The 21,374-nt window shown below is 52.9% G+C and carries 16 protein-coding genes and 1 riboswitch; of the genes, 7 read left to right on the top strand and 9 right to left on the bottom strand.

Features of this window, described 5'->3' with window-relative positions:
• Positions 1 to 647: 647 nt before the first annotated feature.
• The 4 genes from pepT to B9T62_RS30150 form a co-directional block, all read right to left on the bottom strand.
• Positions 648 to 1,880, bottom strand: a complete 1,233-nt coding sequence (gene pepT / locus B9T62_RS30165) for a peptidase T (RefSeq protein WP_087918636.1) — start codon at positions 1,878 to 1,880, stop codon at positions 648 to 650.
• Between the two features lie 84 nt (positions 1,881 to 1,964).
• On the bottom strand, positions 1,965 to 2,645 hold the full coding sequence (locus B9T62_RS30160) for a sortase (RefSeq protein WP_087918635.1): 681 nt from the start codon (positions 2,643 to 2,645) through the stop codon (positions 1,965 to 1,967).
• Between the two features lie 30 nt (positions 2,646 to 2,675).
• Positions 2,676 to 3,674, bottom strand: coding sequence for a hypothetical protein (locus B9T62_RS30155; protein WP_087918634.1), 999 nt, complete (start codon positions 3,672 to 3,674; stop codon positions 2,676 to 2,678).
• 1,010 nt (positions 3,675 to 4,684) lie between these two features.
• Positions 4,685 to 5,698 carry an LLM class flavin-dependent oxidoreductase gene (locus B9T62_RS30150; protein ID WP_087918633.1) on the bottom strand — a complete coding sequence of 338 codons (1,014 nt, stop codon included), beginning with the start codon at positions 5,696 to 5,698 and terminating at the stop codon, positions 4,685 to 4,687.
• Between the two features lie 362 nt (positions 5,699 to 6,060).
• On the opposite strand from B9T62_RS30150, the gene B9T62_RS30145 reads away from it, so the two are divergent.
• Positions 6,061 to 9,021: an ABC transporter substrate binding protein gene (locus B9T62_RS30145; RefSeq protein ID WP_087918632.1), complete on the top strand. Its 2,961-nt coding sequence runs from the start codon at positions 6,061 to 6,063 to the stop codon at positions 9,019 to 9,021.
• 600 nt (positions 9,022 to 9,621) lie between these two features.
• Here the strand turns inward: B9T62_RS30145 and B9T62_RS30140 are convergent.
• Together B9T62_RS30140 and B9T62_RS30135 are read right to left on the bottom strand one after the other, a co-directional pair.
• Complete coding sequence (locus B9T62_RS30140) at positions 9,622 to 11,013, bottom strand: aldehyde dehydrogenase (protein ID WP_087918631.1); 1,392 nt, start codon at positions 11,011 to 11,013, stop codon at positions 9,622 to 9,624.
• A 66-nt stretch (positions 11,014 to 11,079) separates the two neighbouring features.
• Positions 11,080 to 11,388: an ArsR/SmtB family transcription factor gene (locus tag B9T62_RS30135; protein ID WP_087918630.1), complete on the bottom strand. Its 309-nt coding sequence runs from the start codon at positions 11,386 to 11,388 to the stop codon at positions 11,080 to 11,082.
• Between the two features lie 107 nt (positions 11,389 to 11,495).
• On the opposite strand from B9T62_RS30135, the gene B9T62_RS30130 reads away from it, so the two are divergent.
• Positions 11,496 to 11,807, top strand: coding sequence for a hypothetical protein (locus B9T62_RS30130; protein ID WP_087918629.1), 312 nt, complete (start codon positions 11,496 to 11,498; stop codon positions 11,805 to 11,807).
• Here B9T62_RS30130 and B9T62_RS30125 read toward each other — a convergent pair.
• Entirely contained in the window at positions 11,804 to 12,778 is a 975-nt protein-coding gene (locus B9T62_RS30125) for an aldo/keto reductase (protein ID WP_087918628.1), read from the bottom strand. The two genes, B9T62_RS30130 and B9T62_RS30125, sit on opposite strands and share 4 nt — an antisense overlap.
• Before the next feature lie 93 nt (positions 12,779 to 12,871).
• Here B9T62_RS30125 and B9T62_RS30120 point away from each other — a divergent pair, with 93 nt between their 5' ends.
• A complete protein-coding gene (locus tag B9T62_RS30120; RefSeq protein WP_087918627.1) occupies positions 12,872 to 13,486 on the top strand; it encodes a flavin reductase family protein in 615 nt (204 codons plus the stop codon).
• Positions 13,487 to 13,580: 94 nt separating this feature from the next.
• Here the strand turns inward: B9T62_RS30120 and B9T62_RS30115 are convergent, their stop codons facing one another.
• Together B9T62_RS30115 and B9T62_RS30110 are read right to left on the bottom strand one after the other, a co-directional pair.
• Positions 13,581 to 15,431 carry a flagellar assembly protein A gene (locus tag B9T62_RS30115; RefSeq protein WP_157794064.1) on the bottom strand — a complete coding sequence of 617 codons (1,851 nt, stop codon included), beginning with the start codon at positions 15,429 to 15,431 and terminating at the stop codon, positions 13,581 to 13,583.
• Positions 15,432 to 15,507: 76 nt separating this feature from the next.
• A riboswitch (cyclic di-GMP riboswitch) is annotated at positions 15,508 to 15,599 on the bottom strand.
• A gap of 222 nt (positions 15,600 to 15,821) precedes the next feature.
• Complete coding sequence (locus B9T62_RS30110; RefSeq protein WP_157794063.1) at positions 15,822 to 16,922, bottom strand: FUSC family protein; 1,101 nt, start codon at positions 16,920 to 16,922, stop codon at positions 15,822 to 15,824.
• Between the two features lie 317 nt (positions 16,923 to 17,239).
• On the opposite strand from B9T62_RS30110, the gene B9T62_RS30105 reads away from it, so the two are divergent.
• The 4 genes from B9T62_RS30105 to B9T62_RS30090 are packed head-to-tail and all read left to right on the top strand — an operon-like array spanning position 17,240 to position 21,030.
• Complete coding sequence (locus tag B9T62_RS30105) at positions 17,240 to 18,346, top strand: ABC transporter ATP-binding protein (RefSeq protein WP_087918624.1); 1,107 nt, start codon at positions 17,240 to 17,242, stop codon at positions 18,344 to 18,346.
• Positions 18,336 to 19,142 (top strand): ABC transporter permease, encoded by an 807-nt coding sequence (locus tag B9T62_RS30100; protein ID WP_087918623.1) that lies wholly within the window; start codon positions 18,336 to 18,338, stop codon positions 19,140 to 19,142. Before B9T62_RS30105 ends, B9T62_RS30100 begins: the two co-directional genes overlap by 11 nt.
• On the top strand, positions 19,139 to 19,963 hold the full coding sequence (locus tag B9T62_RS30095) for an ABC transporter permease (protein WP_087918622.1): 825 nt from the start codon (positions 19,139 to 19,141) through the stop codon (positions 19,961 to 19,963). The genes B9T62_RS30100 and B9T62_RS30095 overlap by 4 nt, the downstream gene beginning before the upstream one ends.
• Positions 19,960 to 21,030, top strand: a complete 1,071-nt coding sequence (locus B9T62_RS30090) for an ABC transporter substrate-binding protein (protein WP_087918621.1) — start codon at positions 19,960 to 19,962, stop codon at positions 21,028 to 21,030. Before B9T62_RS30095 ends, B9T62_RS30090 begins: the two co-directional genes overlap by 4 nt.
• Positions 21,031 to 21,374: the final 344 nt, after the last annotated feature.

Genomic DNA, 21,374 nt, shown 5'->3' with positions numbered 1-21,374 from the left:
TCGGCATGTTCAGAACATCGAAGATTCTCCCAACGTGGTTTCAGTGACTTCGAATGATTGATTAGTTGCGAAAATGCACTTAAATTGGCTGCTTTCTGCCGTTTGAGAGGAAATAAGTGCGAAAAGGGTTACTACTTAGGACCCTGCGACACTCCAAGCCCTTGAACTAGGTAACCTGCATTCTAGCGGACCGTATAGCCCCTATTTCCTCTTATCTGCGATCTTTTGACGTCTTACGGACCGTATAGCCCCTAAGTCGTCAAAACAGGCTCTAAAGCGAGGGTTTTCTGTGATATAGAGGCTCCTGGGTCCGTTAATCCTGCAAAACGGCCTATGTACAGCAAATAGAGGCTCCTGAGTCCGCAACCATCTGAAATCGAAGCGAGGGTTACGAGCGAAGAGGGCTAGGGGACCTAAGTAGTAACCGAAAAGGCATCTAATTTGAGCTTCTGAGCAATATAGGACTGATTTGCTTAAGATTAGTTGCAGATTTGCACTTATTCACCCTCTGATGGCGGATCTGGAGGCAATTAGTTGCAGTTTCGCATCTATTTACTCCGAACGCTCCAGGGTAACCTTCTTAATCCTCACTAGGACCTAAATAGTAACTATTTTCGCACCTAAAGGCTCTGAAGACTCGGCATCCTTTATGCCTTCTGCTCAAACAGCTTGGCAATCTCGACGATTGTCTGTACGGACTTCAGCATATTGTCTACAGACACATATTCAAACTTGCCGTGGAAGTTCTCGCCCCCGGTGAAAATATTGGGTGTAGGCATGCCCATATACGACAGCTGCGAGCCATCGGTACCGCCGCGGATCGGGCGGATGACCGGGGTGATGCCAAGGTTCTCCATCGCTTCTTGGGCAATGTCGACGATGTGGCGGACCGGTTCGATTTTCTCGCGCATATTGTAATATTGGTCATTCATTTCAAGCACGACGCTGCTGTCGCCATAGGTGGATTTGAACTCGTCCACAATCGCGGCCAGATGGGCTTTGCGTGCCTCGAATGACTGGCGGTCGAAATCGCGGATAATATAGCTTAGCTTGCTGTGCTCAGGGGTTCCCTGAATGGAGATCAGGTGGTAGAACCCTTCATAGCCTTCCGTGAATTCCGGGGCTTCCCCTGCAGGTAGGCGGAGATGGAAGGCCATGGCGATTTTGGAAGAGTGGATCATCTTCCCTTTGGCCGTTCCGGGATGCACGTTGACTCCATGGAAGGTAACCTTGGCGGCAGCGGCGTTGAAGCTCTCATATTCAAGCTCGCCCAGCGGGCCTCCATCCACTGTATAGGCATAGACTGCGCCGAAGGCGGGCACATTGAATTTATGCGGACCCCGGCCGATCTCCTCATCGGGAGTGAAGGCGACCCGGATCTTGCCGTGTTTGATCTCAGGATGCTCCAGCAAATAGACCATCGCTGTCATTATCTCGGCGATTCCTGCTTTGTTGTCTGCGCCCAGCAAGGTAGTGCCGTCGGTAGTTATCAGTGTGTGCCCTTTGTACTCGGTAAGCTCAGGGAAGCTGCCCGTTGAGAGCACCACATTCAAGGCCTCATTCAGAGTAATATCGTTGCCATCATAGTTCTCCACTACCTGCGGATTGACGCCAGTGCCTGTGAAATCGGTCGCTGTATCCAGATGGGCCAGGAACCCAATGACAGGCACTTTCTTACTGGTGTTGGAGGGGAGTGTGGCCATTACATACGCATGCTCGTCCACCTCTACCTCCGTAAGTCCTATGGCCTTCAGTTCCTCCACCAGCTTGTGGGCCAGCTCCATCTGCCCCGGGGTGGATGGACAGGTGTCATTGTCTTCATTGGATTGTGTATCCATCTTCGCATACGATATAAAACGTTCCATAAGCTCTTGCTTCAATTGGGTTCATCTCCTCTTTGTTATCGTATGTCTATAGTATCACGATCTGCTGCAGGTCTCATCCCTGCGAGTGAGATTGCCGGGTTAACGTGATTGTGGCGGCTCCTGCCCGATTAAAGCTGCTGTCAGCAAATAACGCTCCGGTGCCGGCCCGACATAAGAGAACGGGTAACACGTAATTAAAGTGAGCACCGGGCTGTCGCTGGATAGGATGGCTCCCCGTTCATCTGCATCGACGATAACGCTGCCGGTGACTTCGTACGTATAATACCCGACGGCAGTTTCGAGCTTAATGAGGTCTCCCGGCATCAGCTCCCCCAGACCGCTGAATACCGTATCGCGGTGACCAGCCAGAACGCTGTTGCCGGACATGCCCGGCTGTGCGCTGCCGGCATAATGCCCCGCTCCCCTGTCCAATTGCGGTTCTTCCGTACCCTCGAGAATCGCAGCCTCTTGCCCAAGTCTTGGGAAAGAGATCATGCCAAAGATTTCGCCGTCTTTATACTCGATATTGCCAGTGTCAGTCTTCGCCTCTTCCCCTGCCTTCGCCCCACTCTCAAAAGAGATCATTTCAGCGGATAAGGGAACTTCAGTTTCTTTTAGGAGTACATTTCCAGCTTCCTCCCTCTTTTTCGTCCACTCCTGGACGGCCTGGCGGGCTTCCAGCGGGGCTTTGACCACCTGGATGATGGAATAGACAAGGACAACCAGAGAGAGCATGAAGACCAGCTTCACGGCAATCAACCAACCGGTATGCTTCTTCATGCTCTCACCTCCAGACAAGGGTTAAATGTTCTATTTCTTCGATTTCAGCTTGCGGATAAGCAACAGGCAGAGAATTCCTGCCGCCAGACTGATCAGAATCAGGTTATACCAAGGTTCAGCTGTGCCCGGCAGCCTGTCGCCTGCTTCAGGTCCGGCCAGGGGAAGCTCTTCATTGGGTACGATGAGATCTGTGTCCTCTTCCGGGTCGTTGCTGCCGTCAGGCTCTCCTGTGGCTGCTGGCGGAGTTGCCGTGGCGCTGGCGTCCGGCGCCGGGCTGCCTAAGCCGCCCAGCGGAATCTGTTCATCGACAACCGTGTCATCGGGAGTCGGTGAACCTGTGGGACCCGGTGAACTTGGCGGCGCAGCCGTTGCGGTTCCGCCCGGACCCGGAGTTGCGGTAGCTGCAGGAGTAGGCCCGGGAGGTGAAGCGTCCGGACTCGCAGAGGCTGCCGGTGAAGCGGTCGGCCCGCTGCTTGGCTGTGACGACGGCAGCGGAGACGGTGCTGCTGTCGCGGTAGCCGTCGCTGTAGGCTCGGCGCTAGGCTGGGGTGACGGGCCGGTGGAAGCTCCAGCCGAGAATTCAAAGGCAACGGTGCTGGCCTTGCCCTGATATTCATTTCCGGCTTCAGCCGGGAAGGTCACGTCCATCCGCAGGTTATGCTGTCCACCGGAAGCTAAATAACCTACAGTAATTCGTCCGGCTGCTTCGCTCATTTTGCCGGAATAGAGCGTTGCTCCCTCTTTTTGCAGCGTCAGGGTCAGAATATCATATAAATCCGTATCGCCGGATACAAACTTGAAGTCCACCTCATAATCAAAGCCTCCATTGCCTTCATTAATGATGGTATAGTCGGAGCGCATCCGGTCTCCGGGTTTCATATTGTCCATGGTTGCCGTATCGGTTACCTGGTCATGCACCTTAAGCTTAATGGTTTCCTCAGCACTTGCTCCTCCGGCTTGCCAGATAGCGCCGGTTATAATTATCAGGATATAGGCAGCGATAACGGCCGGTTTGATCATCCTCTTCATCGTTTGTGCTCCCTTCCTTCTTGTACCCGATCAACCTTCCGGCCGCTAGGATTCGCGCTCTTGCGGCATAAACAATCAAAAAAACATCCAATATTCGTTTGTAGCTTGTCGAATGTAGTGGTTTTTTGTAGTACCACTATTTATTAAATGGATAAATAGGTGACCGGATGGATTGCTTAAGCCTAAGTTTGGAGGAGTGTCATTAATGAGAGCAAGTAGCAGCCGTTAGTCAAGCCAACAAACGGAAATACCACAATTGTTCGTTATAACGAATAATATCCTTAGTATAAGGAATAAAGGAAACAAATAAAACTTGAATAAGTGACGATTTGAAGTGATATTGGGCCATTATAATTACATTATTCTTATTTATCTATGTATTACTCCTTCAGAGTCTTTATTTAGCGGATTATCAGCGTTTAGATATCTTATAGAGAACATTCGATGTGAAAATAAAAAAGGCAAGGAGCCAGGCGTGGACGGTATTCCGTCCTCCTGTCTCCTTGCCGCTTCATCTATTCAAAGGCTGTACTAGTACAACGTTTCAGAAGTTCTTACCCGTCATACGATTGAACTGTAAAGTAGGGTGGAGTGTAAGGGTTGAAACTTGCACTGGCGAGGCACGGCATTTAGAGCAGCGCGGACAGCTGGCTTCAAGCTCGGGCGGGACATCACCCTGTCCTCTCCAGAACCAAATTCCTGCAATTGTGCAGTTTTTTGTGTGTACAAACATCCTTTGGGACCCAAAGCCTGCAAAAGTACAGGTATTTACACCACCAAGGCCGGTTCAAAGCCCGAATGGCTGAAAAACCTGCACTATTGCAGGCATTCAGCGAAAAAGGGACAGCGGAGAAGAAATACCTGTACGATTGCAGGAATTTCTCTCCGCTTCCGTCTTCTGGCGCTTTGTCTCTTCAGCGGGGTCTTGGAAACGGAGAGAACGGGAAAGGAACTTATGAAACGGGCTACTAGCGTAACCTTACCGGTAACGATCATCTCGCCGGGCAAGCTTAACAGTTAATAGCTTCTGCCACGATCTCATAAGACCGCAGCCGTGCGTTGTGATCATAAATCTGCGAGGCGATAATCCATTCGTCGGCCTGTGTCTCCTCATTCATCTGCTGCAGTCTTTCCTTCATGGCGGATTTGTCTCCTGCGATGGAATAATGCGACTTATCAAGCAGGATTGCCTGCTCCTGCGCAGACCACAGCCCATCCATGCTGTCCACCGGCGGCTGAAGCTTGCCGGTGCGTCCGCGGATGATGTTCAGGAATTGCTGCTGCTGGGAGGTGGCCAGCCAGCGGGCCTGTGCTACAGTATCGGCGGCTGTAATGCCCAGGCCGACCATTACATACGGTTTGTCCAGCGTGGCTGAAGGCTTGAAGCTGCTGCGGTAGAGATCCAGCGCCGGAAGCAGATATTCCGGGGCGAAATGGCTGGCAAAAGCGAAGGGCAGTCCCAACTGCCCGGCCAGCTTCGCGCTGAAGCCGCTGGAGCCAAGCAGCCAGATCGGTACATTCAAGCCTTCGCCGGGAACGGCCCGGACTCCCTGGGGTCTGGCCTCTGTGCCTTCAGGGTCGAAATAGGCTCTCAGCTCGCTGAGCTGCTCGGGGAACTCGCTGCCATCGCTGCCAAGACCGCGGCGAAGCGCCCGTGAGGCGGCCTGGTCGGAGCCGGGGGCCCGGCCCAGTCCCAGGTCGATTCGTCCCGGGAACAGGGATTCCAGTGTTCCGAACTGTTCGGCAATGACCAGCGGGGCATGGTTGGACAGCATAATGCCACCTGAGCCTACACGGATCTTAGACGTACCTGCCGCTATGTGGCCTATAACTACAGAAGTGGCCGAGCTGGCAATACCTGTCATATTATGATGCTCTGCCAGCCAATAACGGTTATACCCCCAGGCTTCGGCATGGCGGGCTAAATCAAGTGAATTATGCAAAGAATCCGCAGCGGTACCGCCCTCCACAACAGGGGCCAGATCCAGCACGGAGATTGGGATATCACGCAATTGCTTCAAAATAGTGCCTCCATTCGTGATGCGTGCGCATCATCTTCAGTATTTGCAGGTTGAGTCCTGTCTACCCGCCTATTATACCATGATTTTTAATAATTTACACACTTTAAGTAAGTGTTAGAGAAAGATAGTATCCTTGATGTTGTCCGCCTAAATACCTTGTGTTGATTCCGTTATGGAACAAGCATGGGGAATTTGTGTCTTCCGTTTAGTTCAATCTATGAAATATCATAGGATGAATCTTTTAAAAAATAAGCTTTCCCCCTATAATTAGAACAGATGATGCCAGAATCCGGCTACTGATTGCCGAATTTTCCCGAACAGGAGTTTGAAGCATGACTTTGAGCTAGAGGAATGGGAGTGTGCTTATGGGTATCGAAGAAATTCCTGGCCGGTTCTATAAAAGCGGGCTGGTAGTGCTGCTGCTCGTATTATGCCTGGGGCTATATGAGCCGTTGCCGGCTGCCGCAGCGCCCGGTCCGGTCCAGAATGTGCTGGTGCTGCATTCGTACCACAAAGGATTCGCCTGGACGGATGATCAGCAGGCCGGAATTGAGGAGCAGCTGAAGCAGGCAGTGAATGTTCCGGTCATTTACACGGAATACATGGATTGGAAACGATACCCTGGCATCGCCAGCATGGAGCAGTTCTACAAGACGATCAAATTTAAATATCAGGCTGTTCCGATTGATGTGATTATTGCCACGGATGACAGCGCAGTAAACTTCGCACTACAATACCGCAAGGAGATTCTGTATGACGCTCCGATTATTTTCAGTGGCCTCAATCAGCTAGGCGCAGAAGAATTGCAAGAAGAGACCAACCTCACAGGTGTCATTGAAGACATTGATCCTTCGGAGACGATACGCATGGCCCGCGAGATTAATCCTTCCCTTCGCGAGGTGTATGTGGTGTTTGATAACTCCGAAAGCGGGCTGTCCACGGGTAGAATAGTGACGGAGAAGCTCTCCGCCCTGGACTTGGGGCTGCAGATCAACCCTATGAACCGGCTCTCCAATGAACAGATCCTGTTGTCTGCCGCTACCCTCCCCCCGGATAGCATTATTCTTCTGACTACATACCATAGTGACTCTACAGGCAGAATTACCGAATTCGACCGTTTCGCCAGCAATCTGAGTGCAAGCAGCAGCGTCCCGGTCTATCATCTGTATGATTTCGGCCTGAACCAGGGGGCGTTCGGGGGGAGCTTGATCAGCGGCCGGATTCAGGGCAGGGCAGCGGCCGATATGGCGGAGCGTATTCTGCTGGGGGAAAGTGCCGATCAGATTCCGGTAATCTCCAAGGATACGTCGCGTCGGGTGTTTGATTATAAGGAGCTGGAGCGTTTTGGCGTTTCGCTTGATCAGCTGCCGGAGGGCAGCGAGGTTATTAACCAGCCCTTTTCCTTCTATAGAACGTATAGAACCCTTGTGCTTGCCATAGCCACTGCTTTTGTTGTTCTGGTGGCCTTTATCCTGATTCTGCTGTTCTATGTGCAATTGGTCAAAAAGATCAGAAATAACCTGGAGCGCAGCAATGAACGCTATAATGTGGCTATGTACGGCTCCGACGCGGTGATCTGGGATGTCGATATGTCTGCGATGATCTATTATTTCTCGGACAGCTGGTACGAGCTGCTTGGTTATGAACGGGATGAAGTAGATGAGAGTCATGGGGGCTGGAGAACCTTGATTCATCCGGAGGATGTGCAGCTGGAGGAAAGCTCGCGCACCCAATATCTGAATGGCCTTTCCTCTTATTATTATTGTGAATATAGAATGCGAAGCAAGTCGGGTGAATACAAGTGGTTTCAGGCCAGGGGCAAGGTGCTGCGGGGAGGAAATGGCGGTTATGTCCGTTTCGCCGGCTCGATGGTCGACATTACTGACCGAAAGGGGTATGAGAGCCAGCTGCAATTAAGCTATCAGGAGCTGGAATCTACCTACGAGGAGCTGACGGCTCTGCAGGATGAGCTGCTGGAGCAATACAACAAGGTCGTCGAGAACCAGACACTGCTGCAGACCAGTGAGGAACGTTACCGGCTGCTGGCCTATAATGATGTACTGAGCGGGCTTCCGAACCGGCTGTCTCTTTCTGAGGAGCTGCGGAGGTTTATTTCCGAGCATGCGGGTGGCCAGGCCGCCTTGTTCTTTCTGGATATCGACAACTTCAAATACATCAATGATACGATGGGCCATAGCTTCGGTGACCAGCTGCTGGCCTGTGTGGGCGAGCGGTTGCTGGGGCTGGCGGCCGGCCAGGCCAAGCATTTCCGGTTCGGCGGAGATGAATTCGTGATCCTGCTTAAGGAAACCGCCGGTATTGACCAAGTGATCGATTATGCCGAAGCATTGGTGCAGGTGTTCAAGGAACCTTTTGAGCTGAATACCAGTGTGATACATATCTCGAGCAGTATTGGGATTGCCTGTTACCCGCAGAACGGCAGCAATGCTGAGGAACTGCTGAAGAACGCCGATATTGCGATGTACAAGGCCAAAGAAGCGGGCAAAGGGACTTATGTGATGTATGGGCAGGCGATGCAGCAGCATTTCGATGAACGGATGATTATTGAGAAGCATCTCAGAAATGTGATCTCTAACAACGAGCTGTCGCTTCATTATCAACCGCTGGTGGATATTGCCTCAGGCGAAATCTGGGGCTTCGAGGCCTTGATCCGCTGGTATAGCCCGGTACTCGGCTTCGTCTCCCCGCTCTCTTTCATCAAGATTGCCGAGGACAGCCGCCTGATCGTGCCGATTGGAGAATGGGTGCTGCGCTCCGCTTGCCGTTTCATTAAGACGCTGCAGGTGCAGGGACTGGAAGGGTATCATATCTCGGTGAACATCTCGGTAGTTCAGCTGATGCTGGATAATTTCACGGAGATGGTGATGGGGGTGCTGCAGGAGACTGGCTTGTCGCCGGAATTCCTGGAGCTTGAGATTACGGAGTCGATCTTCATCGAATCCTTCGAGGTGATTGTCAACAAGCTGAAAGCGCTGAGACAGCAGGGGATCGGCGTCGCATTGGACGACTTCGGCACCGGCTATTCCTCACTCAGCTATCTGCAGCAGCTGCCGATCACCACGCTGAAGATCGACAAGTCGTTTATCGACGGGATCGATTCGCCGCATAATATGTCGCTGGCCCGGTCGATTATGACCATCGGGCATGACATGGGCCTGAAGGTCACCGCTGAAGGGGTGGAGACGCCGGAGCAGCTTGCTTTTCTGCAGCGGACCAGCTGCGACAAGATTCAGGGGTACTACATCAGCAGGCCGATTCCGGAGAATGAGGTGGCCGGCTGGGTAGCCGACAGGAAGGCCGGATAACAGCAATATGGAAGAGTCAGCACAAGTAAAGGGGGTGTCCCGCAAGCCGTGAAATGGCTGCTGAGACACCCCCTTTTTTTTGGGAAAAGCGGCTGCGTGTGATGAATCAGAGGCCTTTATGCCTTTGATTCGTTACTACTTAGGTCTCCATGAGGATTTAGAATGTTACTCCGGAACGTGATGGCGTATATAGATGCAAAAGTGCAACTAATTTCAGCTGAAACCCCTGTCAGGAGGCGATTAAGTGCGATATTGCAACTAAATTCGAGTAAAGCAAGCTTATTACGCTCAAAATCCTAAATTAAGTGCGTTTTCGCACTTATTTCCTCCAAAACAGAAAAAAACGGCTAAATAGATGCAGTTTCGCAACTAATTCTTTGGATTGGACTTATGTGGCGATCAGACTTTGATGCTCCTATCCTATTGGGTCCTAAGTAGTAACCACTTTTGCAACTAATTCAATGGCTCAGACTTAGGAAACCACTACGAAGTTAAATCTTCTATGGTTCTCATCATACGGAGGCCTAAGCAGTAACTTTAATTCTGATAAAAGCGGCAGCGGACGGTGAAGCAGAGGCCTTTATGCCTCTGGCCGCTACTCTACTTCAGAATTCGGCGCGCGAGCTTCACCTTGTTGCCATAAGGCGGATACACGATTCCGAAATCGAGCCGCGAGCTACGTTTGACGATGCTCTTGCGGTGGGAGAAGACGTCGAAGCTGTGTTTGCCATGATAGCCGCCAATCCCCGAATGGCCGACTCCGCCAAACGGCAGATGGGGGCTGGCTACATGCGAGATCGTATCGTTGATGCAGCCGCCGCCGAAGGAGACTCTGCCCAGCACCTCCTGCTGAACCTGCGAATCTTCACTGAACAGATAAAGGGCGAGTGGCTTCGGGCGGTCATTGATCAACTTAATGGCTTCATCCAGCTGGCGGTATTCCATGATCGGCAGCAGCGGGCCGAAGATCTCGCCCTCCATCGAAGCATCCTCCCAGGTTGCCGGATAGAAAAGGGTAGGTTCGATATACAGATCGTCTGCTGCTGTGGTGCCGCCCATAACGATCCGTTTGCGGTCCCGCTCCACAATGTCGGCCAGTCGCTTGAACTGGTTTTCATTGACGATCCTTCCGTAATCCGGGCTGTGCTGGGCATCCTGGCCGTAGAACTGGCCAATATGATGTTCGATCCTTGCAAGCAAATCGCCTGCAACCTCATGATGCACCAGCAGATAGTCCGGCGCAATGCAGGTCTGTCCGGCATTGACCAGCTTGCCCCAGACGATCCGTTTCGCGGCGACGTCCAGGTTCGCGGTCCGGTCTACAATGACCGGGCTTTTGCCGCCCAGCTCCAGGGTGACTGGCACCAGGTTGGCCGCCGCGGCCTGCATGACAATCTTGCCGACCGGTACACTGCCGGTGAAGAAGATATAATCAAACTTCGCATGAATCAGTAAGTTGGTGGTTTCCTTCTCGCCCTGAACTACTCTCACATACCGCGGCTCGAAGGTCTCCCCGATCAGCTCTTCAATCACGGCCGAGACGGCAGGCGTACTCTCCGAAGGCTTCAGCACGGCGCAGTTTCCCGCGGCAAGCGCGCCGATCAGCGGTTCAATCAGTAGCTGGAACGGATAATTGAACGGGCCGATGATCAGCGCCGTCCCGTAAGGCTCACTGATGAAATAGCTGCGCGAAGGAAATAGATGCAGCGGCGTTCTGACCTTAACCGGCTTGCTCCAGCGTTTAAGGTGCTTCATCATATATCCGATGCTGTCGAGGATAAACCCTACTTCGGTAGCGTAGGCTTCGAACTCGCTTTTGCGCAGATCCTGGTGCAAGGCAGTGATAATACGCTGTTCATATCTGCGGATGTTGTCCCTCAGCTTCTGCAGCTGTTGCAGCCGGAATTGAATGTCCTTGGTGCTTCCGCTATCAAAAAATTGCCGATGCTCTTCAAGCATATGACCAATACTCTCAGTGGTTTGTGGTATCATGGGCAGCCTCCATTTCGATGGGTTTAAACATATTGACCTTTAAGGCATAGCCAGGGACTGCTGGCTTCAAGGCTTGATACAGTCCCGTTCAACGATAAACAGCAGTTGTTTCAGCAAGGCTACCGAGTCTTCCAGCGCCAAAGAGTAATAACGCAGCGTGCCTTGTTGCTCCACCGTAACCAGCCCTTTGTCTTTCAGCAGCTTCAGATGATGAGAGATAGCGGGCCGTGATAATTGCGAATAATCCGTAATTTCATTAACCGTAAGCCGCGAATGCTCCGACAGCAGCAAGAGGATATCCTGGCGGTGCGGATCGCTTAAGGTCTGAAAGACCGGGATGCATGTGCGGAACAGCTCAATAGCTTCTTTACCCATAATTATGTCTCCTGACCTGAAAAAGATTACATTAAGCACGAGGTGCAGCTTATGTTCGAATGTTTAAACCTTAAATATGATTGCATCATACTGCAGAGCAAGGCCTGATGTCAAACAAGGTCGGGCTTCAGCACACTGAGGATAATCCGGCTACCAGATATTCACGCAAGCGTTCTATAAAGGAAGCGGTAAGCTCCCTGTCGGCAATGAATCAGGGCGGCGGCTACCTGATGGGTGCGATGGGCCCCTTGCTGGTCGGGCAAATGCATGACTGGTGGGGCGGCTTCAGACCCGCCCTAATAGTGCTGGCGGTACTGGTCGTGCTGCTGATCGGCGTGCAGCTGCAGATCGGACGAAGCGCCCGTCTGCAACAGCACTTATCCAACTCTGCCGCTGCGCGTTCGCCGAACGCTGGCTAAGGCAGCCGGTAGAAGGCGAACGGCTCGCCGGAGCGAAATTGCTGGCTGGCTTCGTCCAGCTGGCCCAGCGTGGCTTCATCCAGCGTAAGCGCAAGGCTCTGCGCATTGTGCAGCAGCTGCTCCGTCTGCGACGCGCCTACAATGACGGTGGACACAGCGGGCCTGTCCATCAGCCAGGCCAAAGACAGCATGCTGGGAGACACGCCCTGTTCTGCTGCTATCCGGCTAACCTCTGCTCCAAGTAGTAGCCGTTCCTTGCTGAGAAAGCGGCCGAAATGGGGGTCTTTATCCGCTCTTGAACCTGCCGGAGCCGGATCGTCTGCACTGTATTTGCCTGTCAGAATGCCACCCGCCAGCGGAAAATACGGGATGATACCGACCCCCTGATCCAGGCAGAGCGGCAGCAGCTCCTGCTCCGGTGTGCGGTCAGCCAGCGAATAACTGCACTGGATCGAGCAGTATCTGGACAGCTGGCGCAGCTCGCTGATGCCCAGAGCTTTCATGAGCTCCCAAGCGGCATAGTTGGAGGCCCCGATATAGCGCACTTTTCCCGAGGAGACCATGTCATCCAGCGTACGCAGCGTTTCTTCCAGCGGGGTATAAGGATCAAACGTGTGGATCTGGTAGAGGTCGACATAATCCGTCTTGAGGCGTCTGAGGCTGCCTTCCAGCTCTTGCATCAGGTGGCGGCGGGAGGAACCGCTTCCGCCCGGTCCGTCATGGCGCGGCAAGCCGGCTTTGGTCGCCAGCACGACCTCCTGCCGTCTACCCTCCAAGGCAAGCCCGATGATCCGTTCCGATTCACTGCCCGCATAAATATTGGCTGTATCGATAAAGTTAATTCCATGCTCCATTGCAGCGTGAATAATGGTGATGGAGGTCTCCTGGTCGGCGCGTTTGCCGAAGGCATTCGTGCCCAGTCCCAGCGCAGACACCTGCAGCCCGCTGTTTCCCAACCGGTTGTATCTCATAATATTCACTCTCCTTCTTGCGCTATGCTACAATTCACAAATAGTTTAACATGGATTTAGGATGTAGAAGTACGAGTTACAGGAGGAGATCATATGTTTATTCAAACAGCCAACCAGTCCGTTCATGACAATTACAAGCTGCTTATTGGCAGCATTGTACCAAGGCCCATTGCGTTCGTGACTTCCATCAATGAGCAGGGGGTAGTCAATGCCGCTCCGTTCAGCTTCTTCAATATTGTCAGCGATGATCCGGCTATGGTGATGTTCTCCTGTGTGCGCAAGCCGGACGGTGAAATGAAAGATACAGCGCGTAACATTATGCATACTAAGGAATATGTCGTTCATGTTGTGGATGAGGAGAACGTAGCGGCGGTTAACCATACCTCGATTAACGCCCCTGCCGGGGTCAGTGAGCTGGAGCTGGCCGGATTAACGCCGGTTGCCGGGCAGCTGGTGAAGGTTCCGCGGGTTCTGGAATGCCGGATTGCCATGGAATGCCGCTTGGTGCAGCAGCTGGATCTGGGGCATTGCGATATGATCATCGGTGAGGTTGTCGGCTTCCACATTGCAGAGGAGCTGTATGAGAACGGCCGGATCGATATCAGCCGTCTGAAGCCGGTCAGTCGTCTGGCCGGGGCTTCATATGCGGCGGTTGGGCGGATTTTTGATATGGACAGACCGGTGTACCGGCCGGAAAGCGAAGGCTGAGACCGAGGCAGATAAGCAAGTATTTCGCCTGTATCTGAACCTTCTGGTTCTCGCAGCAACGAAAGCCGCTCCCTTCGGGGGGCGGCTTGGCCTATTACACCCGCCGCATGCTCTGGACGGTAAATACGGTATTCTCGACAGGCACGATAATTTCCTCCGAATATCGTCCCACCGTAACCCGGCCTTCATACATCCGGCGGACGGAGATTTGCTCTCCGGCCTTCAGTGCCGAGGGGGCACTCGACTTGCCGCCTACAGTCTGCGCCGTTATGGTTCCGGCAGCTTCCAGGCTGGAGCCGCGGCAGACCGCATCTTCCCCCGCGAACGAAATGTCGCCTGAGGAGAACAGGCTGCTCTGCAGAATGCCTTCCTTGTGAATATAGATATCCCCGTTTGACTTAAGCGTGCTGTTATTGCACTGCGGGATATCAATCTGCACCTTGACCTCCTGCATGCGGGCAACCCCGCTGTACAGATCCTTCAGCAGCTTCAGGAAGGCGGAAAGCACGGAATCCTGGAAGAAATCGATATGCTGCGTCGGCCGCAGAAAAACCTCAAGCAGCTGCTTAAGTTGGTCAGTGTCCTGATGATAGGTGTTCCTGATATTGGAGAGCACGTTCAGCAGATCATGAATCAGACCCGGAATCATATTGAATTTGCTTTCCAGCAGCAGCAGGATCACCTGCCCGTACTTTACCGTCCGCCGCTGCGACTCCAGTGTCTCCGTCAGCACACGTGCGGCCTCGCGCAACAGACGGCTATCCTCAAGCAGCAGCTTGGAGATTGTATAGAGGCGGTTGTACAGGACCCCGAAATACCCGGAATACAGCTGGCTGTTAACGACATTGCCGCGTACAAGGATACTGCCTGTAGCCGTAATGGTTGAGTTATAGACATTTCCATAGATATAGATGTTGCCCAGCGATTCGAGGATCATATTATCCTCAACATCGTTATGTACAATGATATCGCCCGAAAAAACAATATTGCCGGTCTTGATGTTCACATTGCCGGGAATAACATAAGCTGTGGAAATGTCGAAATATTTCACATGATTACCCGTTATCCGGGGTCTCCCTTCCCTAAGCGCTGTAATCTCGTTGCTGGGAAGCAGCAGGGTGTGATCTTTGGCAACCACCTTGATATCCGTGGGTGGGGCTGCAGGCAGAATCCCGCCAAACACATCATACCCGGGGAGGCCCGCTTCAGGAGGGTGCTTGCGTGCGATCACATCACCTCTTTGGGCAGAGGGAATCCGCAGATGGTTGCGGTAGTCGACCGAACCTTCGATTTCACAGAAGGCGTTCTCCACCGTTTCCGCAAAAAACAGCTCCAGTCTGGCATCCGCTCCAGGAACAGGAGCCTTGCCCATGGCTATGCAAACGGGCTGATGGGTGGGGCTGCTCAGCTCCGCGTAAAGTGCAGGAATGTTAAGAGTATGAGAGATGGAGGTTTTCTCGAAATCAGCGATTACCTGTTCGAGGGTAAGCGTGGAAATCAGTGACCCGGAATCCTGTTCTGCCTGGACGGAAACATGGCTGCCCGCAGGGCAATCGACCAGCCTCCAGGCGAAGCGGTCCTTATGATGCAGGGTGAAGAAGGCTTGCAACTTATCCTCTGAGACCGAAATGCTGTATTGCGGCGGCTCTTCAATTGCCCAGCTGAGCCTGCTGACAGAAGTAACTGCGGCAGGTTCGAGGACAGGCTGCTGGTCGATCTTCAGGGTCACAGGCGCAATGGCGGTAATGACAGCCGGCTTGCCGCCGGATAGGGGGGAGGTGATGAAGATTTGGTTGTTCTGAATGACGATCATCCCATTGGCGGAATCATCGGTAGAGGGGCCGTCCGGCATAGGGGAAGCGGCATCAGGGCTGGAAGCGTCGTCGTCGATCTTAAGCTGGTCAATGAGTTCATTTAAATACTCTTCCGAGACGGGCTGTGGCATGTATATTCCCTCGCTTTGTCGTATAATCATGGCATCCGGACATAAAGACACGCAGTAATCTGCGGATGTTCGTCTTCTTGGCGGCTTGGCAGCCATGAATGCCTTGTTGGCATCTTTAGGCCCATTGCTTTGCGTCCTACTCTTTCAAGTAGTTTGCCTTTGAATAAATGGATCAATCCTATACTCAGCACAACCATTTTCCGACTGAAATCGACATTTTTGATGGTATATCTGGTACAAAAGCTATATTGAATTCTTGTAAACATCCTTTATTCTAGTTCTTTAGTCGCTAATTTACAAGTTGCAATCTTGGATTATATAACAAACAGGCGTCTCCGGTGTGGAAACTCCAGAAACGCCTGTTGCTGCTCTAACAACTTCTATGCGATACTACAGCTTATGGGACAGACCCTTCTTGAGGAAAAAGAGGGCGCGCGCAGCTTCCGCTGCGACCGGCCGCGGCACAATCTGGGTGGCGGCGTATTCGGCGCGTTCGATTTCGTCCAGCACCCGATTGAGATGAGAGAAGACTGCGCCGAGATCGCGGATCGAATTCAAAGAGCAGTTCCCCTGAAGATCTGCGAAGCTCTGCTGCTGCAGAGCGCGGGCCTTGCGCAGGGCATCAGCCAGCGGCTGTTGGTTATCCGCACCGCCGAAGGCTGATGTTGCATAATGACCGATACAGTCGGCGGTTGCCTGCAGAACCTCAGCCATCCAGTCCGATGCGGCATGATGTCTGGGCAGAAGCTTCATCTCGGTGTGAATGTCCTGAACGTAGGTCTGAACGACCTTCATATGGCCTGTAGTAATGGAGAGGCGGCTTAGCTGGCCCCGGCACTGCACATGGGCTACCGTGAAATGCATTTCCTTCTGCTGCTGCACACTGCGCGAGAGCCGAGCTCCGGCCTTCGCGAGTGTCTCTTTGGCCTGCGCAGCGTCCCGGCTGCCGGGTACCAAGGCACGCAGCGCATCCGCCAGCAGCAGGCTTCCATCCAGCACGAGGCTTTTGACTTTGATGAAGCCCTTTGGCGGAACCACAATCATATTTATAGCCAATGCGATCAGCACGCCGATCAAGGTTTCCGCGACCCGCCACATGACATAGTGGTCCTGGTAGAAGGTGAGGGCAAGCACGGAAGTGACGCCAACCTGGGACACGGCCTGGATATTAATCCGGCAGGCTGTGGCCACCCCGATGCCGATCAGCAGAATCAGTAGAATCGAAAGAGCGCCCACATCAAGGAACTGGCCAACGACCAGGCTGACCACACCGCCCAAAATGATGCCGATCATGCGGTAGATGCCTTTCTCGAAGGAGGCCTTGACCGTGCTCTGGGTAATCAGAATCGCCGCCAGTGGCGCGAAATACAAATAACCGTCACCATACAGGCTGTGGACTGCAATCCAGGATAACGAAGCAGCCAGTGTAATTCGTATCATATACAGGGATAATCCATATTTTTCAAGGCGGTCTTGTAACCCCTCGTTCATCTTAGTCAGCTTCTTTCGCGAAAAATTTAGATAAAATGCACTGTTTTCATACTTTTTCATTATAGCACTCGAATTCACGGCAAAAAGGACTAATATTTTACGAACTTGTTAAGAATGAGCCGGTGAATTTGACATTGTAAACTATGGCATATCATGGAGCAATCCTATATGCTATAACTGATACGGCGTGCCCTGATGGGACAGGCCTATGTTGTTTGCTTAAGCAGGCTGCGGCTGCACCCCGGATTGCCGCCCGCAGGAAGCGGGTAAAATAAGATGTATTACATAAGTAAGGGAGGTTGTTAGCTATCGCTGCAATGGAGGAAACGATCATATCCTTTGAAGAGGTTGTCAAGCAATATGACGATGAGGAGCCGGTACTGAAGAGCGTCAGCTTCGAGATTGAGCGGGGCAAATTCTATACTCTGCTGGGACCCTCGGGCTGCGGAAAAACAACCATTCTACGGCTGATTGCCGGCTTCGCCGAGCCAACGGCCGGTTCGATCTATCTGAATGGCAAAGTAATCAATCACATTCCCGCCAATGAGCGGCAGGTTAATACAGTATTTCAGGACTACGCCCTGTTTCCGCACCTGAATGTATTTGAGAATGTGGCTTTTGGACTGCGCATCAAAAAAATGAAGAAAGAAGTGATCGCCCAAAAGGTGCAGGAAGCGCTGCGTTTCGTTAACCTTGTAGGCTATGACCAGCGCGGCATTACGGAAATGTCCGGCGGCCAACGGCAGCGCGTGGCGATCGCCCGTGCCATCGTCAATGAGCCGCAGGTGCTGCTGCTGGACGAGCCGCTGTCGGCGCTTGACCTGAAGCTGCGCACGGAGATGCAATATATTCTGCGGGAGATGCAGCAGCGGCTGGGCATCACCTTTATCTTCGTTACCCATGACCAGGAAGAGGCGCTGGCGATGTCCGACTGGATCTTTGTCATGAACAAAGGCAGAATCGAGCAGAGCGGCACACCGAACGACATCTACGATGAGCCGATTAACCGGTTCGTGGCCGACTTCATCGGGGAGTCCAACATCGTGCCTGGCGTGATGATCGACGACTATCTGGTCGAGTTCAACGGACACCGCTTCGAATGCGTCGATGCCGGGCTGAAGCGCAATGAGTCGATCGAGGTTGTTATTCGCCCCGAAGACCTGGAGATAGCTACTGTAGAGCAGGGCAAGCTGAAGGTGCGCGTGGATTCCCAGCTATTCCGGGGCGTACATTACGAGATCAGCTGTTATGATGAGTCCGGCCATGAATGGCTGGTGCATTCTACGCGCAAAGTAACGGTGGGCACGGAGATCGGGCTTTATTTTGACCCGGAAGCCATTCATGTTATGCGTTTCGGTGAAACGGAGGAAGAGTTCGACAGACGACTGGAAGCTTATGCCGAGGTGGAGAGCCATGAACAATAAGGGCAAGCCGGTCTATCTCATCCCTTATTATTTATGGATTGCCTTGTTTGTCATAGCTCCGGTAGTGCTGGTAATCTACTATTCCCTGTTCGATCTGGACGGCAATTTCACGCTGAACAATTACGTCAACTTCTTCACACCCGTCTACCTGCGGATGACGCTTAATTCGTTCTGGTATGCGTTCCTGATCACAGCGTTCTCGCTGCTGGTGGCCTATCCGGCGGCCTATCTGCTGACCCGTACGAAGCACAAGCAGCTGTGGCTGCTGCTGATTATTCTGCCCACCTGGATCAATCTGCTGCTCAAAACCTATGCTTTTATCGGGATCTTCGGCACTTTCGGACCGGTTAACGCTTTCCTTGACCTGTTTGGAATGGGGGAGCAGCAGATTCTGTTTACGGGCTTCAGCTTTGTCTTTGTGTCGGTTTATATCTTCATCCCGTTTATGATTCTGCCGATCTACAGTGCGCTGGAGGAGCTGAATCTGTCGCTGCTTGATGCGGCCCGCGATCTGGGCGCTTCCGGGTGGACGACGTTCCGCAGGGTTATTTTTCCGCTGACGATTTCGGGTGTGCGATCTGGCTGTATGGCGGTGTTCATCCCCGCGCTGTCGCTGTTTATGATTACACGCCTGATTGCAGGCAGCCAGGTTATTACGCTGGGAACTGCGATTGAGCAGCACTTCCTGGTTACCCAGGACTGGGGCATGGGTTCAACGGTTGCCGTGTTCCTGATTGCCATTATGGCGCTGTTCATGATTGTAACGGGCGGTTCGCGGAAAGGGGTGCAGAAATGAGAAAACAAAACCGGTTCGCCCATCTGTATCTGGTTCTGGTGTTTGCCGTTCTGTATGCGCCTATCTTCTATTTAATGTACTATTCGTTCAACAGCGGGGGTACGATGCACGGCTTCGAGGGCTTCACGCTCGATTACTACCGTGAGGTGATTCAGGATACACGGCTGATTATTATCGTAATTAATACGCTGGTGATCGCGCTGCTGTCTTCTTCGATTGCGACGCTGATTGCTATTGTAGGCGCGCTGGCGATCCAGCGCATCCGCAGCCGCCGGGGCAAAAACTCGCTGCTGTCACTGAACAACGTGCTGATCGTCAGCCCTGACGTAATTATCGGGGCTTCGTTCCTGATCCTGTTCACGATTGCCGGGGTCAAGCTGGGCTTCGTCTCCGTGCTGCTGTCGCATGTGGCCTTCAGTGTACCGATTGCCGTGCTGATGATTCTGCCGCATCTGCAGGAGATGAGCCCGACGCTGACGGATGCGGCGCGTGATCTGGGTGCAAGCCGCCGCGATGTGCTGACCAAGGTCATTCTGCCGATTATCAAGCCGGGGATCTTCAGCGGATTCTTCATGGCGCTGACCTACTCGCTGGATGATTTCGCGGTCACGTTCTTCGTCACAGGCAACGGCTATTCCACCTTGTCGGTTGAGATTTATTCCAGAGCCAGACAAGGGGTGTCCCTGTCCATCAATGCGCTGTCGACGATGATCTTCCTGTTCACCATTCTGCTGGTGGTCGGCTATTATTTCCTGACCCGCCGCAAAAGCCGTCCGGCCGCGGTATCCGAATCGGTTGCCGAAGTGGGGGTGCCTAGATGAAACAACTGGTAAACACGTTTCTGGCCATCTTTATCGTGGCCTTCGCGCTGATGTATCTCGGCTCCTGGATGAACAAAAGCGAAGGCTACTCCGGCGGCAACACGCTGACCATCTACAACTGGGGCGATTATATCGAGCCGGAGCTGCTGAAGGAATTCCAGGAGGAGACCGGGATTACGGTCATCTACCAGACCTTTGATTCGAATGAAGCGATGCTCACCAAAGTGGAGCAGGGCGGAACTACCTTTGATGTGGTGATCCCGTCGGACTATGCAATTGCCAAGATGAGAGAAGAGAAGCTGCTGCTGCCGCTCGACCATAGTAAACTGAGCAACCTCGGCAATATAGATCCGCGTTTCATGGATCTGTCGTTCGACCCTGGCAACGAGTTCTCAGTGCCGTATTTCTGGGGGACGGTGGGGATTATCTACAACCCCGGGCTGACCGAAGGGATTGATTTCAGCAGCTGGGATTCACTGTGGGACAGCAGGCTGAAGAACAAGATTCTGCTTGTCGACGGTGCACGCGAGGTGATGGGCATGGCGCTGAACAGTCTGCACTATTCGGTTAATGACCAGAATGAGCAGCATCTGCAGCAAGCGCTCAGCAAGCTGAACACACTCTCGCCGAACGTCAAGGCGATCGTCGGCGACGAGATCAAGATGCTGCTCGCCAATGAAGAAGCCGCTGTAGGCATTGTCTGGTCCGGCGATGCGTCCGAGATTATGGACGAGAACGACAAGCTGGATTATGTGGTGCCGGAGGAAGGCTCGAACAAATGGTTCGACAATATGGTTATTCCGCGCACCGCCGCCAACGTGGAAGGCGCGCACCAGTTCATCAACTTCATGCTGCGCCCGGATGTGGCCGCCAAGAATGCCGACTACGTCGGTTATTCCTCGCCGAACCTGCCCGCGCTTGCGTTGCTGCCGGAGGAGACCTCGGGCGATACGCGCTTCTATCCACCCGCCGAGCTAACCGACCGCCTGGAGGTATACGATAACCTCGGCAAAAAAATGCTCGCCCATTACAACGAGCTGTTCCTGAAGTTCAAGATGCATAAGTAGAATGCGGCGGAACAGTCTGGGGAAAGTAGCGGTAAGAGCAGGAGCAGGAGTAAGAGCAAGAGCAAGAGCAAGAGCAAGAGCAAGAGCAAGAGCAAGAGCAAGAGCAAGAGCAAGAGCAAGAGCAAGACTGCAGGCTTATATGGAGAGCACCCCACCGCGATTTTTGCGGTGGGGTGCTCTTTTGGGAGCTAAGAACAAATCCGTCGCTTCCTCGCACAATCGGCTGCCGTCCCTATAAGGACGGCAAAGCCGTTTCTTCTTGCGATGGTCAGCCTCACGGGGGTGGGGTTTGAATGAAGGGGAAGGGACGGGGCGGCAGATGGGCCTTACGTAGTAACCTATAC

The sequence above is a fragment of the Paenibacillus donghaensis genome, from assembly GCF_002192415.1.
GTDB classification, from domain to species: Bacteria; Bacillota; Bacilli; order Paenibacillales; family Paenibacillaceae; genus Paenibacillus_AQ; species Paenibacillus_AQ donghaensis.
This window is presented reverse-complemented; position numbering and strand designations above follow the sequence as displayed.